The organism is Herbaspirillum sp. AP02 (genome assembly GCF_015767275.1).
Classification (GTDB): domain Bacteria; phylum Pseudomonadota; class Gammaproteobacteria; order Burkholderiales; family Burkholderiaceae_D; genus Herbaspirillum.
Genome location: NZ_JADWMY010000015.1, coordinates 23,233 through 38,997 on the forward strand (window position 1 = coordinate 23,233; position 15,765 = coordinate 38,997).

General features: G+C 60.0%; 19 protein-coding genes and 1 tRNA gene. 12 read left to right on the forward strand and 8 right to left on the reverse strand.

The window, feature by feature from the left end:
• The first annotated feature begins 6 nt into the window (after nucleotides 1-6).
• The 4 genes from I5R65_RS22360 (at nucleotide 7) to tatC (ending at nucleotide 2,139) form a co-directional block, all read left to right on the forward strand.
• Nucleotides 7-387 carry a histidine triad nucleotide-binding protein gene (locus I5R65_RS22360; RefSeq protein WP_006461580.1) on the forward strand — a complete coding sequence of 127 codons (381 nt, stop codon included), beginning with the start codon at nucleotides 7-9 and terminating at the stop codon, nucleotides 385-387.
• A 70-nt stretch (nucleotides 388-457) separates the two neighbouring features.
• Complete coding sequence (gene tatA / locus I5R65_RS22365) at nucleotides 458-670, forward strand: Sec-independent protein translocase subunit TatA (protein ID WP_006461581.1); 213 nt, start codon at nucleotides 458-460, stop codon at nucleotides 668-670.
• Nucleotides 671-795: 125 nt separating this feature from the next.
• A complete protein-coding gene (tatB, locus tag I5R65_RS22370) occupies nucleotides 796-1,323 on the forward strand; it encodes a Sec-independent protein translocase protein TatB (RefSeq protein WP_180671214.1) in 528 nt (175 codons plus the stop codon).
• 42 nt (nucleotides 1,324-1,365) lie between these two features.
• Nucleotides 1,366-2,139 carry a twin-arginine translocase subunit TatC gene (tatC, locus tag I5R65_RS22375; RefSeq protein WP_180671213.1) on the forward strand — a complete coding sequence of 258 codons (774 nt, stop codon included), beginning with the start codon at nucleotides 1,366-1,368 and terminating at the stop codon, nucleotides 2,137-2,139.
• An 82-nt stretch (nucleotides 2,140-2,221) separates the two neighbouring features.
• Here the strand turns inward: tatC and I5R65_RS22380 are convergent, their stop codons facing one another.
• Nucleotides 2,222-2,911 (reverse strand): DUF2461 domain-containing protein, encoded by a 690-nt coding sequence (locus I5R65_RS22380; RefSeq protein WP_180671212.1) that lies wholly within the window; start codon nucleotides 2,909-2,911, stop codon nucleotides 2,222-2,224.
• Between the two features lie 17 nt (nucleotides 2,912-2,928).
• The gene (locus I5R65_RS22385) at nucleotides 2,929-4,110 is read right to left on the reverse strand and encodes a Do family serine endopeptidase (protein WP_180671211.1); all 1,182 of its coding nucleotides are present in this window, start codon (nucleotides 4,108-4,110) and stop codon (nucleotides 2,929-2,931) included.
• 53 nt (nucleotides 4,111-4,163) lie between these two features.
• On the opposite strand from I5R65_RS22385, the gene I5R65_RS22390 reads away from it, so the two are divergent.
• Entirely contained in the window at nucleotides 4,164-4,916 is a 753-nt protein-coding gene (locus I5R65_RS22390) for a Nif3-like dinuclear metal center hexameric protein (RefSeq protein ID WP_370461036.1), read from the forward strand.
• 24 nt (nucleotides 4,917-4,940) lie between these two features.
• Here the strand turns inward: I5R65_RS22390 and mscL are convergent, their stop codons facing one another.
• Nucleotides 4,941-5,378, reverse strand: coding sequence for a large conductance mechanosensitive channel protein MscL (gene mscL, locus I5R65_RS22395; RefSeq protein ID WP_180671209.1), 438 nt, complete (start codon nucleotides 5,376-5,378; stop codon nucleotides 4,941-4,943).
• Nucleotides 5,379-5,670: 292 nt separating this feature from the next.
• On the opposite strand from mscL, the gene petA reads away from it, so the two are divergent.
• The 6 genes from petA to I5R65_RS22425 all read left to right on the forward strand — a co-directional run bounded on the left by petA (nucleotide 5,671) and on the right by I5R65_RS22425 (nucleotide 9,910).
• Complete coding sequence (gene petA, locus I5R65_RS22400; RefSeq protein WP_180671208.1) at nucleotides 5,671-6,279, forward strand: ubiquinol-cytochrome c reductase iron-sulfur subunit; 609 nt, start codon at nucleotides 5,671-5,673, stop codon at nucleotides 6,277-6,279.
• A gap of 2 nt (nucleotides 6,280-6,281) precedes the next feature.
• The gene (locus I5R65_RS22405) at nucleotides 6,282-7,688 is read left to right on the forward strand and encodes a cytochrome bc complex cytochrome b subunit (protein ID WP_180671207.1); all 1,407 of its coding nucleotides are present in this window, start codon (nucleotides 6,282-6,284) and stop codon (nucleotides 7,686-7,688) included.
• Nucleotides 7,689-7,711: 23 nt separating this feature from the next.
• Entirely contained in the window at nucleotides 7,712-8,476 is a 765-nt protein-coding gene (locus I5R65_RS22410; protein WP_180671206.1) for a cytochrome c1, read from the forward strand.
• A gap of 97 nt (nucleotides 8,477-8,573) precedes the next feature.
• Nucleotides 8,574-9,185, forward strand: coding sequence for a glutathione S-transferase N-terminal domain-containing protein (locus I5R65_RS22415; RefSeq protein WP_008115639.1), 612 nt, complete (start codon nucleotides 8,574-8,576; stop codon nucleotides 9,183-9,185).
• A gap of 135 nt (nucleotides 9,186-9,320) precedes the next feature.
• The gene (locus tag I5R65_RS22420) at nucleotides 9,321-9,809 is read left to right on the forward strand and encodes a ClpXP protease specificity-enhancing factor (RefSeq protein ID WP_180671205.1); all 489 of its coding nucleotides are present in this window, start codon (nucleotides 9,321-9,323) and stop codon (nucleotides 9,807-9,809) included.
• Between the two features lie 25 nt (nucleotides 9,810-9,834).
• Nucleotides 9,835-9,910 (forward strand) — tRNA-Thr (locus I5R65_RS22425).
• Nucleotides 9,911-10,009: 99 nt separating this feature from the next.
• On the opposite strand, the gene I5R65_RS22430 is transcribed toward I5R65_RS22425, so the two are convergent.
• Both I5R65_RS22430 and I5R65_RS22435 read right to left on the reverse strand, forming a co-directional pair.
• On the reverse strand, nucleotides 10,010-10,729 hold the full coding sequence (locus tag I5R65_RS22430; protein WP_180671204.1) for a hypothetical protein: 720 nt from the start codon (nucleotides 10,727-10,729) through the stop codon (nucleotides 10,010-10,012).
• A gap of 106 nt (nucleotides 10,730-10,835) precedes the next feature.
• Nucleotides 10,836-12,359, reverse strand: coding sequence for a methyl-accepting chemotaxis protein (locus tag I5R65_RS22435; RefSeq protein ID WP_180671236.1), 1,524 nt, complete (start codon nucleotides 12,357-12,359; stop codon nucleotides 10,836-10,838).
• A gap of 289 nt (nucleotides 12,360-12,648) precedes the next feature.
• Here I5R65_RS22435 and I5R65_RS22440 point away from each other — a divergent pair, with 289 nt between their 5' ends.
• The gene (locus I5R65_RS22440; protein WP_180671203.1) at nucleotides 12,649-12,915 is read left to right on the forward strand and encodes a hypothetical protein; all 267 of its coding nucleotides are present in this window, start codon (nucleotides 12,649-12,651) and stop codon (nucleotides 12,913-12,915) included.
• A gap of 33 nt (nucleotides 12,916-12,948) precedes the next feature.
• Here I5R65_RS22440 and I5R65_RS22445 read toward each other — a convergent pair whose 3' ends face one another.
• Genes I5R65_RS22445 through I5R65_RS22455 form a run of 3 tightly spaced genes read right to left on the reverse strand, consistent with a single transcriptional unit; the run spans nucleotide 12,949 to nucleotide 15,750 of the window.
• Entirely contained in the window at nucleotides 12,949-13,431 is a 483-nt protein-coding gene (locus I5R65_RS22445) for a MarR family winged helix-turn-helix transcriptional regulator (RefSeq protein WP_180671202.1), read from the reverse strand.
• Nucleotides 13,409-15,184: an acyl-CoA dehydrogenase gene (locus I5R65_RS22450; protein WP_180671201.1), complete on the reverse strand. Its 1,776-nt coding sequence runs from the start codon at nucleotides 15,182-15,184 to the stop codon at nucleotides 13,409-13,411. The genes I5R65_RS22445 and I5R65_RS22450 overlap by 23 nt, the downstream gene beginning before the upstream one ends.
• A gap of 14 nt (nucleotides 15,185-15,198) precedes the next feature.
• Nucleotides 15,199-15,750: a DUF3237 domain-containing protein gene (locus I5R65_RS22455; RefSeq protein ID WP_102663484.1), complete on the reverse strand. Its 552-nt coding sequence runs from the start codon at nucleotides 15,748-15,750 to the stop codon at nucleotides 15,199-15,201.
• Between the last annotated feature and the right edge of the window lie 15 nt (nucleotides 15,751-15,765).

Here is a 15,765-nt window from a genome sequence, read left to right on the forward strand (position 1 = left end):
ACGGCGTTGGATAATTGCATTTTCTGTAAGATCGCAGCAGGCCAGATTCCCTCGAAGAAGATCTATGAGGACGAGGACCTGATCGCCTTTCACGACATCAACCCGGCCGCGCCGGTGCACTTCCTGATCATCCCGCGCCAGCATGTGGCCACCCTGGCCGATTGCGGTGCGCAGCATGTCGAACTGCTGGGCAAGATGCTGGCCCTGGCGCCGCGCCTGGCGGCCGAGCAGGGCTGTGGCTACGGGCTGGATGCCGAGGGCCAGCCTACCGGCGGTTTCAAGACCCTGATCAACACCGGACCGGATGGTGGCCAGGAGGTGTACCATCTGCACATGCACGTCATCGGCGGCCCCCATCCGTGGCGGGTACGGTTCGTGCAACAATGAGGATTCGCCGGCCCGGGGGCCGGCAGGTTTATTCGTACACAGGGCAGGGATGTCCGCTTAGGAGAAAAGAATGGGTTCGTTCAGTATTTGGCATTGGCTGATTGTTCTGGTGATCGTGATGCTGGTCTTCGGCACCAAGAAGCTCAGCAACATGGGTTCCGACCTGGGTAAGGCAGTCAAGGGCTTCAAGGATGGCGTCAAGGGCGGCGAAGGCGAAGAAGAGGCCAAGAAGGAAGCCGCCATCGACGTGCAGGCCAAGGAAAAAGACAAATCCGGCAGCTGATCCGCTCGCACCCGCCTGGCCATGCCGGCGGGCCGCATGTACCTGCCCCGGCGACGGATGCAGGTGTCCTGGCTTTGGTGCCGCTTCGGTACCATCGCTGTCCTCCTTGATGCTCACACAGACTCATGATTGATATCGGCCTTACCAAGCTGGCCTTGATCGGCGTGGTCGCGCTGGTCGTGATCGGCCCCGAGCGCCTGCCCAAGGTGGCGCGCATGGCCGGCACCCTGTTCGGCCGCGCCCAGCGCTACATCAACGACGTCAAGTCCGAAGTCAGCCGCGAGATGGAGCTCGACGATCTGCGCAAGATGCAGAAGGACGTGCAGGATGCTGCCAGCGACGTCAGCAACAGCATTCACAAGAGCATGTCCGACACCGAATCCTCGATCAACGATGCCTGGAATGGCAGCGAAGGCAGTTCGGGGGAATCCGGTGACGGCAGCAGTGGCAGCAGCTGGAAGCGCAGTCCCGATCCTTCGCTGCTGACGATCAAGGCCAAAGCCTTCCGTCGCAAGAAGCTCGCGCGCACGACCGGCGTACCTGCCTGGTACAAGCACCAGAGCGGTCACAGGACCCGCGTGATCTCCGCCTCCGCCCGCGTGGCCAAGTACCGTCGCCCGGTGGGCGTGGGCAAGTCAGCCGGTTTCTTCTAATTTGGCGCATCGCGTCTCACTTCATCAGAATGCTCCGAATCCATGGCTGAAGAAAACACCCAGGCCGACGATACCTTCATCTCCCACTTGATCGAACTGCGTAGTCGCATCGTCAAGGCGGCTGCGGTGGTGCTGGTGGTATTCCTGTGCATGATGCCGTTCGCGGCCCATATTTTCGACGTGCTGGCCGCGCCGATGATCCATGCGCTGCCAGCGGGCAGCAAGATGATCGCTACCGGCGTCATCACGCCCTTCCTGATCCCCATCAAGGTCACCATGCTGGTGGCCGTGCTGATCTCGCTGCCATGGGTGCTGTACCAGCTGTGGGCCTTTGTCGCCCCCGGCCTGTACGCCCACGAAAAGCGCCTGATTGCGCCGCTGGTGATCTCGTCCTCGCTGCTGTTCGTGACCGGTGTTGCGTTCTGCTATTTCTTCGTTTTCGGCGTGGTCTTCCCGTTTATCAACAACTTCGCGCCCAAGTCGGTCTCGGTGGCGCCCGATATCGATAGCTACGTCGACTTCGTGCTGACCATGTTCGTGGCCTTCGGCGTCACCTTCGAGGTGCCGGTGATCGTGATCGTGCTGGTGCGCATGGGTCTGGTTCCGCTGGCCAAGCTGAAGCAGATTCGCCCTTACGTCATCGTGGGCGCTTTCATCATCGCCGCCGTGGTGACCCCGCCCGACGTGATGAGTCAGCTGATGCTGGCCGTGCCGCTGGTACTGCTGTATGAAGTTGGCCTGCTGATTGCACCCATCTTCGAGCGCGCCACTCGTGCGCCGGACGCTGAGCCCAGTGGTCAGGCCTCCCCGGAATAGACAAATGCAGACGTAAATGTAAAGACAAAGCCCGCTGATGAAGCGGGCTTTGTCTTTGGCGCATACAGTGTAGAGAAGGCGATTACTCCTCGCTGCTCACCAGCGGGATTTCGCGCAACCACTGCACCAGCGGATAGGCATTTTTGAAACCCTCCAGCACCTGCTTGCCCAGGTCGGCCGGGATCTTCTTGCGGATATCCTCTTCGGACCAGACGATGAAGCTCTTCAGCTTCACATATTCGATATTGGGACTGTCCGGATCGAAGCCCTTGGGCGGGCGTTGCAGTTTCCCTTCCTCCTGCAGGTCACCATAGGCGGTCGTCAGCTTCTTGTTCTTGCGCATCTTCGTAAAGCCGGCCGCATCGTCCACGACGCGGTTGCGGATGGCGCGCAGGCGCGGTGTCGGCGGCATGTATTCTCCCCCGGCGATGAGCAACTGCCCGGCTTCGTTGATGTGGAAGTAGTAGGCCGGGCCGCCGCCCTGGCTGGGCTTCTTCAACCCGCTGGCCGTGATGGCCGCCGAAAAATGCGTCTTGTAGGGACGTTTGTCGTGCGAGAAGCGCATGTCACGATTGATACGGAACAGCGCCTTCTTCGGATTGCAACCAGCGATGGCCGGATCGAACTTGCTGATCTCGGCGATCAGCCTGATGGTCAGCGCCAGGAATTCCTCGCGCAGGATGTCGTAACGCGGCTTGTTCATCACGAACCAGGCGCGGTTGTTGTTCTCGGACAGTTCACCCAGGAACTGGATCAGGTCACGCACATGCATGGATGGCTTCTCCTCGCTTATTCTTCGTCGCTGTCATCGCTCTTGGGTGGCGGCGGACGCTTGCCCACGGTGATGTTCAGCTTGGTTTCCTGTGACTTGCGCAGTACCGTCATGGCGATGTCCTGGCCCGGCGTCAGCTGCGCGATGACGTTGAGCATCTCGGTGGTATCGGCCACGACCTTGCCGTCGATGCTCACCAGGATGTCGCCCGGACGCATGCCGGCGCGATCGGCAGGGCCACCTTTGAGTACGCCGGCGATGATGGCGCCCGTCTTTTTGCCCAGGCCAAAGCTCTCGGCCAGTTCCGGCGTGATGTCCTGCGGCTCCACGCCAATCCAGCCGCGCACCACCTGGCCGTGGCTGATGATGGCTTCCATCACGGTCTTGGCGGTCGACATCGGGATGGCGAAGCCGATACCCAGATTGCCGCCGGTGCGCGAGTAGATCGCCGTATTGATGCCCAGCAGGTTGCCATTGGTATCGACCAGCGCACCACCGGAGTTGCCGGGATTGATGGCGGCATCGGTCTGGATGAAATTCTCGAAGGTATTGATGCCCAGGTGATTGCGGCCCAGCGCCGAGACGATGCCCATGGTGACCGTCTGCCCCACGCCGAAGGGGTTGCCGATGGCCAGCACCACATCACCCACCGAGCTGTTTTCCGGATGGCCCAGGGTGATGGCCGGCAGGTTGGGCAGGTCGATCTTGATGACCGCCAGGTCGGTCTCGGGATCGATGCCGACCACCTTGGCGCTGGCCTTGCGACCGTCGGCCAGGGCTACTTCGATCTTGTCAGCTGCTTCCACCACATGGTTGTTGGTGAGGATGTAGCCCTGCGGACTCACGATCACGCCCGAACCGAGGCTGGACTGTTTGTCGTCCTGTTGCTGTTCATCGAACTGGTCGCCGAAGAACTTGCGGAAGAACGGATCATTCTGGAACGGGCTCTTCTGGGGGCGCGCCTCGGTGGTGGTGAAGATGTTCACCACCGACGGCATGGCCTGGCGCGCAGCGTGGCGATAGGAATCAAGGGCCGGTGCATTGGGCGTGGCTTCCTGCATCTGGACCGTGGACTGGGCGGGCCTGGCGCGTGAGCTGAACGAACCGGAGAGCCAGTCCGGCTTCAAGGTCGCTACAATGAACCACACCGCCAGACCTACTGTCACGGTCTGTGCAAACAACAGCCATAAACGTCGCATAAAGAATTCTTGGTATTGATTTGAAATCGGATGAGGAAGAGATGACCCGCCACATTAACAGAGATGAGTTCTCGGCATATCTGGGACAGACGCTTAACGCAGCGCAATACCGCGATTATTGCCCAAACGGCTTACAGGTGGAAGGGCGCGCCACGATTGCCCGCGTGGTCAGTGGCGTCACGGCCAGCCTGGCCCTGATCGAAGCGGCAAGGGATTGGCAGGCCGATGCCATCCTGGTCCACCACGGCTACTTCTGGCGCGGTGAAGATATGCGCGTGATCGGACAGAAACAGCGACGCCTCAAGCTCTTGCTGGCGCATGACATCAATCTCTTCGGCTATCACCTGCCGCTGGATTCACACCCGGAACTGGGCAACAACGCGCAACTGGCCAAGCGACTGGACTTTGAAGCGACGGGCCGCTTCGGCGAAAACGATATCGGCTGGATCGGACGTTGCCATGCGTCGTCGGTGAAGACCGCCGCCGATCTGGTGATGCTGGTCGAGAAGCGTCTGGGCCGCATGCCCCTGCTGATTGGCGATCCGCAGCAGCCTGTGGGCAAGGTCGCCTGGTGCACCGGCGCGGCGCAGAGCATGCTGGGCGAAGCCATCGAGGCGGGCACTTCGGTGTACATCAGCGGCGAAATATCTGAACCGACCGTCCATCTGGCGCGCGAGACCGGCACCATCTATCTCGCCGCCGGCCATCATGCTACCGAGCGTTACGGCATCCAGGCGCTGGGTGAGCATGTGGCGGCGCACTTCGGCATCGAGCACCGCTTCATCGACATCGACAACCCGGTATGAGGCGGCACACTCTGGTGGCAGGACTTAGCCCTGTTTCTTGAGCGAATCGCGGATTTCGCGCAGCAGCAGCACGTCCTCAGGGGTCGGTGCAGGTGCCGCCGGGGCAGCTTCCTCATGCTTGCTGGCCAGGTCGCGCGCCTTGTTGATGGCGCGTACCATCTGGAAGATGATGAACGCCAGGATCATGAAATTGATCAGGATGGTCAGGAAGTTGCCATAGGCAAAGACTGCGCCGGCTTTCTTTGCCTCGGCCAGTGGCATGCCATAGGCCTGGCCATTGAGCGGGAGGTAGTAGCTGGCGAAGTCCAGGCCGCCAAAGATCTTGCCGACGATGGGCATGATGATATCCTCGACCAGGGAACTGACGATCTTGCCGAAGGCGCCGCCGATGATGACACCGACGGCCAGGTCGACCACATTTCCTTTGATCGCGAAGGCGCGAAAATCCTTGAGCATGCTCATCCGTGGTTTCTCCTTTGAAAGTTGCTGTTTAAACATGAGGCGGGCTTACAACGGGTTATATCCTGCCCGCCGTGAAAAGTAAATCAGACAGGGTCTGACGCCGCACTGCAAGAAAACCGATAAAAAGAGCAGATTGACAATGGGTTGCGCTGCGTCAAATATTGATTTTCGCCAGCCTGTACCATACCGGCCGTTAGCTACAAAACCCTATTCAGCTTATATATAATCGAAAAGTTGCATGAGGGTCACTTAGAAGGTCCACGCTAACTTACATTTGGAGATTGGGGTCTTTATGACTGACGAGAATCAGGTCGACGCGAGTCGACGAGGTTTGCTTGTTGCGACTTGTGCGGCCGGCGGCGTAGCGGGTTTGGCCACCGCTGGAGCATTTGTCTCTACCTTGCAACCTTCTGAACGCGCCAAAGCTGCAGGCGCACCGGTGGAAGTGGATATTTCTTCACTTGTTCCCGGTGAGATGCGCACCGTCGAATGGCGCGGCAAGCCAGTCTGGATTCTCAAGCGTACACCCGAAATGATCGCGTCCCTCAAAAAGACCGATGGCGAGGTGGCCGACCCCAATTCCAAGCGTACCGACTTTTCCGAAACACCGGACTATGCCCTCAACGAGTGGCGTTCCCTGCGTAAGGATATCCTGGTCGTCGTGGGTATCTGCCCGCACCTGGGCTGCTCCCCCAGCTCCCGCTTCGACAGCGGTCCCCAGCCTTCGTTGCCGGACGACTGGCACGGTGGTTTCCTGTGCCCCTGCCACGGCTCGACCTTCGATCTGGCCGGACGCGTGTACAAGAACAAGCCGGCGCCGGACAATCTGCAAGTCCCGCGCTACATGTTTGAAGGCGAAAACAAGCTCGTCATCGGCAAGGACGAGAAAGGGGAGGCCTGATCATGGGAGCATTTCACGAAAAAAAGCTGCCGGATGACGCGCCGGTCGCTGCCAAGGCACTGAACTGGGTCGATTCGCGCTTTCCGCTGACCGCCACCTGGAAAGCCCATCTTTCCGAATACTACGCACCGAAGAACTTCAACTTCTGGTACATCTTCGGCTCACTGGCCCTGCTGGTGCTGGTGATCCAGATCGTCACCGGCATCTTCCTGGTGATGCACTACAAGCCCGATGCCACCCTGGCATTCGCCTCGGTCGAGTACATCATGCGCGATGTGCCCTGGGGCTGGCTGGTACGCTACATGCACTCCACCGGCGCTTCCGCCTTCTTCATCGTGGTTTACCTGCACATGGTGCGGGGCCTGTTGTACGGGTCCTACCGCAAGCCGCGGGAACTGGTGTGGCTGTTCGGCGTGGGCATCTTCCTGTGCCTGATGGGTGAAGCATTCTTCGGTTATTTGCTGCCCTGGGGACAGATGTCCTACTGGGGCGCGCAGGTGATCGTGAACCTGTTCGGTGCCATCCCCTTCATCGGCCCTGACCTGTCGCTGCTGATCCGCGGCGACTATGTCGTTTCCGACGCTACCCTGAACCGCTTCTTCTCCTTCCACGTGATCGCCATTCCACTGGTGCTGATCGGACTGGTGGTCGCCCACATCATCGCGCTGCACGAAGTGGGATCGAACAACCCGGACGGCGTGGAAATCAAGGAAAAGACCGATGCCAATGGGGTGCCGCTGGACGGCGTGCCGTTCCATCCCTACTACACGGTGCATGACATCTTCGGCGTGTCGATCTTCCTGATGGTGTTTTCGGCGGTGGTGTTCTTCGCGCCCGAAATGGGCGGCTATTTCCTGGAATACAACAACTTCATCCCGGCCGATTCGCTCAAGACCCCGCCGCACATCGCCCCGGTGTGGTATTTCACGCCGTTCTACTCCATCCTGCGCGCGACCACGGCGGACTTCATGGGCTGGCTCATCGCTGGCGTGGCAGCCTACGTGGCACTGCTGGTCATCAAGTCGCGCCTGACCGCCAAGCTGAAGATCGCTGCCATCGTCATCGGCCTGGCGATCATTGCCGGCATGCTGGTGTTCGACGCCAAGTTCTGGGGCGTGGTCCTGATGGGCCTGTCGGTGGTCATCCTGGGCGGCCTGCCGTGGCTGGACAAGTCACAGGTCAAGTCCATCCGCTACCGCCCGAGCTGGCATAAGTACGTGTATCTGGTCTTTGGCATCGCCTTCGTCATCCTTGGCTACCTCGGCGTGCAACCGCCGACGGCCATCGGCACCACCGTCTCGCAGGTGTGCAGCTTCATCTACCTCGGCTTCTTCCTGCTGATGCCCTGGTGGAGTGCTGCCGGTACCTTCAAGACGGTTCCCGAGCGCGTCGTCTATCACCCGCACTAAGCCAGCCGCCAAAGGACAAGAACATGACATTGCTCAAGAAAGTGATTGCCGCGCTGGCCTTGCTGCCGGCGCTGGCCTGCGCCAACGAAGGGGGCTTTCAGCTGGATCACGCCCCGGACCGGACCAAGGACGTGTCGTCGTTGCAAAACGGTGCCAAGCTGTTCGTCAACTATTGCCTGAATTGCCACTCGGCCTCTGCAATGCGCTACAACCGTCTGCGCGATATCGGGCTCACTGAAGAACAGATCAAGAACAACCTGATGTTTACTGGGGAAAAGGTCGGCGATCTGATGAAGATTTCGATGTCGCCGCAAGATGCAAAAGCCTGGTTTGGTGCCGCCCCGCCTGACCTGTCGGTGATTGCGCGGGCCAAGGCATCGGAGGCGGGCAGCGGTCCGGACTGGATTTATACCTACCTGCGCAGTTACTATACGGACGACAGCCGTCCCACCGGCTGGAACAACATGCTCTTCCCCAATGTTGGCATGCCGCATGTCTTGTGGGAATTGCAAGGAATCCGCAAGGCCAAGTTCGTCGACGAGAAAGACCCGCACAACGCCGACAAGACTGTTCACAAGTTTGCCGGCTTCGAGCAGGTCAAACCTGGCAAGCTGAGCACGGCGGAGTACGACGACAATGTCGCCGATCTTGTTGCTTATTTGCAATGGATGGGGGAGCCTGCGCAGAATACGCGCAAGCGACTTGGCGTCTGGGTTCTGTTGTTCCTGGGCATCTTCTCGGTATTGGCGTGGCGTTTGAACGCGTCCTATTGGAAGAACATCAAGTAAAAACGTACAATCACGTATCCGCGCCATTTTGCGGAATTGCGTATCGGGGTGAGCGTTATGCGTCTCGCCCCCCTTTTGTTTTTAGGGCTCTGAAAAAATGATGGTTCTCTACTCGGGCACGACCTGCCCATTCTCGCAACGTTGCCGTCTCGTCCTGTTCGAAAAGGGCATGGATTTCGAGATCCGCGACGTGGACCTGTTCAACAAGCCGGAAGACATTTCGGTCATGAACCCCTACGGCCAAGTGCCGATCCTGGTCGAACGTGACCTGGTGCTGTACGAATCGAACATCATCAACGAATACATCGATGAACGTTTCCCGCATCCGCAACTGATGCCGGCCGATCCGCTCATGCGCGCCCGTGCCCGCCTGATGCTGTTCAATTTCGAAAAGGAACTGTTCGTCCACGTGCACACGCTGGAAAACGAAAAGTCCAAGGCTGCCGAAAAGAGCCAGGAAAAGGCCCGCAACGAGATTCGCGACCGCCTGACCCAACTTGCCCCACTGTTCCTGAAGAACAAGTACATGCTGGGTGACGAGTTCTCCATGCTGGACGTGGCACTGGCTCCGTTGTTGTGGCGCCTGGATCACTACGGCATCGAGTTGTCCAAGACGGCTGCACCGCTGATGAAGTATGCCGAGCGCATCTTCTCGCGTCCGGCCTATATCGAGGCGCTGACCCCGTCCGAGAAGGTGATGCGTCGTTAAGCCGCATCCTGGAGTATCCGCTGCGCACCTGGCATTACCGGGTGTGCGGTGTGTTCCACCTGTAGTCCGATTTGCAGTTTCACCCCGGCCCAGCCGGCAGATGCGGGCACGCCTCGCATCGCACACCACACAGTCATGCAAGAAGTCTCCACCAAGCCCTACCTGCTGCGCGCCATCTACGAATGGTGCACCGATAACGGCTATACGCCGCACATCGCCGTGGTTGTCGACAGCCGCACGCGTGTGCCTATGCAGTTCGTCAAGAATGGCGAGATCGTACTGAATATCAGCTTCGAGGCCACCAGCGGCTTGAAGATGGAGAACGACAACATCCATTTCAGCGCCCGCTTTGGCGGCGTCTCTCGCGACATCCTGATCCCGGTTGAAAACGTCATTGCCATCTATGCCCGTGAAAACGGCCAGGGTATGGCGTTCGAAGCATCGGCTGCAGTGGGTGAAGATAACGCCCAGGATATCCCCGACTCGGAAAGCACTGCTCCGATACTGTCCTCTGTGCCGGTGTCTGAGCCGGAGAAAAAGCCAGCCGAGAGCGCTACAAAGGACGACGACGATCCGGAACCGCCGAAAAAAGGCGGCCGGCCTGTACTGACCCGTATCAAGTAGGCTATAATCGCCGGCTGAAGTTTTTGCTGGCTTAGCTCATCTGGTAGAGCACCTGACTTGTAATCAGGGGGTGGCGGGTTCAAGTCCTGCAGCCAGCACCAGTATTTAAAAGGCCTACCGCTCGGTAGGCCTTTTCTATTTGTTCTGGACATCCTTGCGCCCAGCGCTGAAGAGCAGCACGCAAGATTCTGACCTTATACTCAACGCCTCCAGAACATCCATTTCGGTTTCTTAATCTGTGGCACCAAGACGTCCGCCTGTTCCCGCTGGGTAGCCGACAAGCGTTGCGGCCACTGTTGCGTACTGTTGGCGCAGCCTGCGAGTTCGAAGGATTCACACTCGCTCAACACGCTACCTTCCTGCAGCCCCATCATATTGTTCAACTCGCTGCTTGGTACCAGGACGCCGGATTGCATGGCCGCTTCCAGATCTCGCATGGCGCAGCGTAATAGCGCCTCCAGTTCACCATCACTGCCCATCCCGTCGATCTCTTCGGTCTTGATCAGTATGTTGCGGAAAGGCTCCGCCTCCATCCTCGCAATCCATTCCAGATACAAGCGGTGACGCTCCGCGCCCAGGGAGGCAAGCAATATCTCGGACCGCTGTTTAAGTCGATCGATACCGTCCGCCTTCAGGCAAGAGATAAAGGCATAGGGACGATAGCCGTCTTCGCCATCCTGAGTGGACAGGCTCGCCTCATCAAAATCCTCATCAATCGCGTCTCCATCCGCATCGGCAACGTAGTTCTCGCTACCGGGAGCGATCTTGATATCCGTGCCGGTGAAAAGGCAAAGCCAGAAGAGCGGGATACCGGCGTTCGCCTCGTACTCGGTACCTGATACATCGAAGAACAGATCTGCCGCGTCGTCCGAGGGCATGCCTTCAAAATCCGTACAGTAGAGATAGACACGACAAGACATGGATTTCCTTGGTCTGCTTGATCACCGAGCTGATCAGTTCCAGTGCAAGCTTAGCTGAGCATTTGAACGCATCGCAGTGGGCAGCTCCGGCGTCCCGCTTCCCCGGTCACGCGAGCTTGCCCCCGCCCAGACGAAATACGCTCACCGACTGTGCCAGTCGTCGTGCCTGTTCCTTCAATGCTTCGGTGGCGGCGGCGGCCTCTTCCACCAAAGCGGCGTTCTGCTGCGTCACGGTGTCCATCTGCGCAATGGCCTGGTTGACCTGCTCAATCCCGGCTTCCTGCTCGCCGCTGGCGGCCGAGATTTCGCTCATGATCTGCGTGACGTTGCGCACGCTCACCACCAGTTCCTCAATGGTAGTCCCGGCATTCCTCACCAGCTTGCTACCGTCCTCCACCTTCTGTACCGAGTTGCCGATCAGTATCTTGATTTCCTTGGCCGCCGTGGCGGAGCGCTGAGCCAGGGTCCGCACCTCCGAGGCCACCACCGCAAAGCCACGTCCCTGCTCACCGGCGCGGGCGGCTTCCACAGCCGCATTGAGAGCCAGGATGTTGGTCTGAAAAGCAATGCCGTCAATGACAGAGATGATGTCCTCGATCTCGCGTGCGGAAGCCTGGATTTCATCCATGGTACTCACCACATCGGACACCACGAGGCCGCTCCGCGAGGCCACCTCGGAAACCGAGCCGGCCATCGCATTGGCCTGGCGTGCGTGATCGGCATTACGCCGCACGGTGGATGTGATCTGCTCCATCGCCGCCGCCGTCTCTTCCAGTGAACTGGCCTGTTGTTCGGTGCGTGCCGATAGATCGAGATTGCCACCGGCGATCTGTGTCGATGCCGTGACGATGGTATCGCTGCCGGCGCGTACGCCACCCACCACGCGCTGCAGGCTGCTGTTCATATCCTTGAGTGCTTGCAGCAATTCACCGGTCTCATCCCTGCGAGTGACCTCAATGCGGCTGCCGAGGTCACCCGCCGCTACGGTCTTGGCAATTCGCACTGCTTCGTGCACCGGTCGGGTGATGGAGCGTGTGGCCAGTATCGCCAATACCGCAGCTAATACAATGACCAGCAGACCCACACCCAGGTCAATGGTCTTGCCCGTGACGATAGCGGCCGAGATATCGCGGCCGGTGCCGTTGGCGTTGTCGCGAGCGATCGCAAGCAAGCCGGAAAAGCCGGCTCCCAATACCTTGTCGGCGCCACTGATGGACGCATCAATCTCGACTGCAGAGGCGCCGGTCGCCTTCAACCCCTGTGCCTTGGCGAGTGCCTCGCGGTAATTCATTTCTCCGGTGTTGATCTTTTGCAGCAGCTCGTCTTCCTTGGGGTCGTTCACGCCGAGCTTGCGGTATTCGGTCATCACACGGTGGATAGCATCCATATCGGCCAGGAAGTGCTTGTCGTAGTCCTTCCCACGCACGACATAGTTCTTGAAATTCTGCACGCCATCGCCCAGCTTGATGTACCCCTGGGTGGCAAAGTCCTGCTTGCCGAGAACGGTGCCGGAAAAACCCTCCCAGTGGCGCCCGATCTGGTTCAGGATCAGAATTGACGCAACAATCAGGCTGCAAGCAAGCAGCGTGACAAGCAAGAACGAACCGCCGAGCCGGGTGCCGATTTTCATACTTGTTCCCTGAATGGAATTGATAGGATCTACAGATTCTGACTGCGGCCGGCCGCTTGGAAAGGCAAGTGAAAGCGGTAAAAACCTGTTCAGCTCGCAATTTGAGTGCTCAACTGCTGAAAGACAGGCAAGTTTGGCCTTCGCATTCTTGCAGACGCCGCAATACAGCATTACCTGCCCAGGCGTTTTTCTTGCGGACATGGACCGGTAAGCTTCGGGAATGGGAATCGAGTATTCATCAAGGATGAGCACAGGGCTGGATCCGCTTGCATTCACCAGGGAGCAGATCATGACCAACACTACCATCCGTCATTTCACGGTCGCCGTCACTTTGGCGCTGACCACCCTCGCGGCGAGCGCCGCTTACGCGGCCGACGCTGCGCCTGCCGTGCCGGTAGCGCAGTCGCCAGCCAAGCCCGTTGCCAGCGTTGCCAGCACACTCGGCGCTACCGGTGTTCAGCCAGGCCTTACCCGCGACCAGGTCAGGGAAGACCTCAAGCGCTACCAGCGTGAACACGCCAATCCCAGCTATGCAGAGCTGGTTTTCCTGCGCTGATTCGGAAATAGGGAAGGTGAGGACAGCTGCCTACTACGGCAGGAACATCTTCTGCAGCAAGCCAATCAATTGCGCGCGCTCGTCATCGGACAGCATCTCGGTCGCCTTCATTTCCAGCTCGACGGCAGTCTGTTCGGCCTTGGTACACATGCGCATACCCGCCGTGGTCAGGGCCAGTACCTGGGAGCGGCGATCCTGCGGATTGCGCTGGCGCAGCAGCAGGCCGCGCTGCTCCAGTTTGTCCAGCAGGGTGGCGAGATTGGGCGGGGAGACGTTGATCGCCTTGGACAGGCGCTTCTGGTTGATGTCGGGATTGGCCTTCAACAGGCTCAGTACCGTGAAATCCACCGGCCGCAATGCGAACTTGGCCATGCGCTTTTCGAACAGCGGCATGATCGTGATATAGGCGCGGCGGCAGTTGTAGCCGACCAGGCTCAACAGCAGTTGCTGGTCCAGCGCCGCGTTGTCGGTAGCGCCGTCGTCGGAATCGAAATCAGCCGGCTTCTTGGGCAGCATGGTGGTCCAGGTCGGTTGGAATGGGCGGCAGGCCGGTTGTCAGGCAGCCTTCGATCACGCTGGACAACTGCTGGACTTCCGCAAATACAAAGGCGAAATGATAGCACGCGGCATCCCGCTTGCTGCCGTACCAGACCGGGTCCGAGGCCAGCGCCGACAACGCCCGGTGCCCCGCCCGCAGCCACATCCAGCCCAGCGCCACATGCCCGGTCAGGCGCAGCATCTCGTCGGCCACGTAATAGGGAAAGGCGGGCATCTTTCGGGTCGCGTTCGCAATCCCGGCGGCGAAGCTCCTCAAATTGTCCACAGCGCTTTTCAGCTGCCGGCCTTGCTCCGCCAATCCTGCCGCACCGTCGATATCGGCCTCCACCAGCGCCAGGAAATCGTGCAGGCGCCGCCCGTCGTCGGCCAGTACCTTGCGCATCAGGAAGTCGATGGCCTGGATTTCGTTGGTTCCCTCATAGATCATCGTGATGCGGGCATCGCGCATGAACTGCTCTACCCCGGTCTCGACCACGTAGCCATGCCCGCCGAACACCTGCAAGGCACGGCTGGCGCACTGGAATCCCTGGTCGGTCAGGAAGGCCTTGATCACCGGCGTAATGAATTCCAGCCGTTCGTGATGACGACGGCGCAGCGTGGCATCGGCATCGTGCTCTGCCAGGTCCAGCAGCAGTCCCGCCCAGCAGGTCAACAGGCGCGCGCCCTCGATGCGGCAACGCTGTTCCATCAACAACTTCTGTATCGCTGGATGGCGGAGGATGACATCGCTCTCGGTGGCGCCCGGCGCACGTGATTGCCGGCGCTCCTTCGCATAGGCGGTAGCGCGCTGCCAGGCCGCTTCGGCCAGACCCACGCCCTGTGCGCCCACATGCAGGCGCGCCGCATTCATCATCACGAACATCGCCGCCAGTCCACGTCCAGCCTCGCCGACCATCCATGCCTGGGTGTTTTCGAAATGCAGGCTGCAGGTGGCGCTGCCGTGAATGCCCATCTTGTGTTCGATGCCGGTGCACTGCACGCCGTTGCGGCTGCCATCGGGCAGTACGCGGGGCGCCAGCAACAGCGACAGTCCCTTGCTGCCCGGCAGCGCATCCGGCAGGCGTGCCAGGACCAGATGGACGATGTTGTCGGTCAGGTCGTGCTCGCCACCGGAAATGAAGATCTTGTCCCCGGTCAGGCGATAACTGCCATCAGCCTGTGGCAGCGCACGCGTACGCAACTGTCCCAGGTCGCTACCGGCCTGGGCTTCGGTCAGGCACATGGTGGCCAGCCACTGACCGCTGGCGATCTTCTCCAGATAATGCGCTTGCAGGTCCGGCGAGCCATGCGCAGCCAGGCAGGCATAGGCGCCATGCAACAGGCCGGGATACATGGTCCAGCCATGATTGGCGGCACTGAGCATTTCATAGAGCGCGCAGTCCAGCACATGTGGCAGCCCCTGGCCGCCGTGTTCGGGCGCGCAGGCCAGCGCCGGCCAGCCGGCTTCGCAGAATTGCGCATAGGCCTGCGCAAATCCGGGCGGGGTGCTCACCATTCCGCTCTCGAAGCGGCAGCCCTCGCGGTCACCGATGGCGTTGAGCGGCGCGACGACATGGGCGGCGAAGCGGCCCGCTTCTTCCAGTACCTGCCGGATCAGCTCGCCATCGATCTCCGCATGCGCCGGCAGGGCGCGCAAGACCTGCGGCGCCTGCAATACTTCATCGAGCACGAAGGCGAAGTCGCGCAGGGGCGGCGTATAGTGCATCGTCATTCTTTCCGCTTCGCTCAGTTCAGCAGGTAGGCGTCATACACCACCGCATTGCCCAGCCGCATGGCGTAGCCCACGCCCATGGCGCGATTGAGCCAGTCGTATTTCTTGGAAGCCGTTTCAAAGTTCATGAACAGCCGGAAGGTATAGCGCGAGGGATCGACCGGCTTGCCCTTGGCCACCTCGGCCATCACTTCCGGCGGACCGTAACGCACGCCCCGGGTCTGCAGGTAGACCAGCTCCCCATCGTCCAGCTTCAGCAGATAGCGGGTGTCGATGATGGCCAACCCATCGGCGGTGACGGTCTGCCAGTCAGCGCCGTTGTTGAGGATTTCCCCGTTGATCAGCGGTCCCTTGAAGCTGCCGCCGGTAATCGGGATGATGCGACGCTTGCCCAGGTCCGAGGTCTTGCCCAGTTCCCAGATCGGCGCCACCAGGTCCACCGAAAAGCGCGCCAGGAAGGCCAGCTTGGGTTGTGGTGGCGTCAGCGCGGTGTTGTCGGCATCGCTGGCCGCATGGGCCTGGAAGGATAGCGTCAGTGCGGCCAGCAGCAGGAACAGCTTCTTCATCGTGGTCTCCTTTTT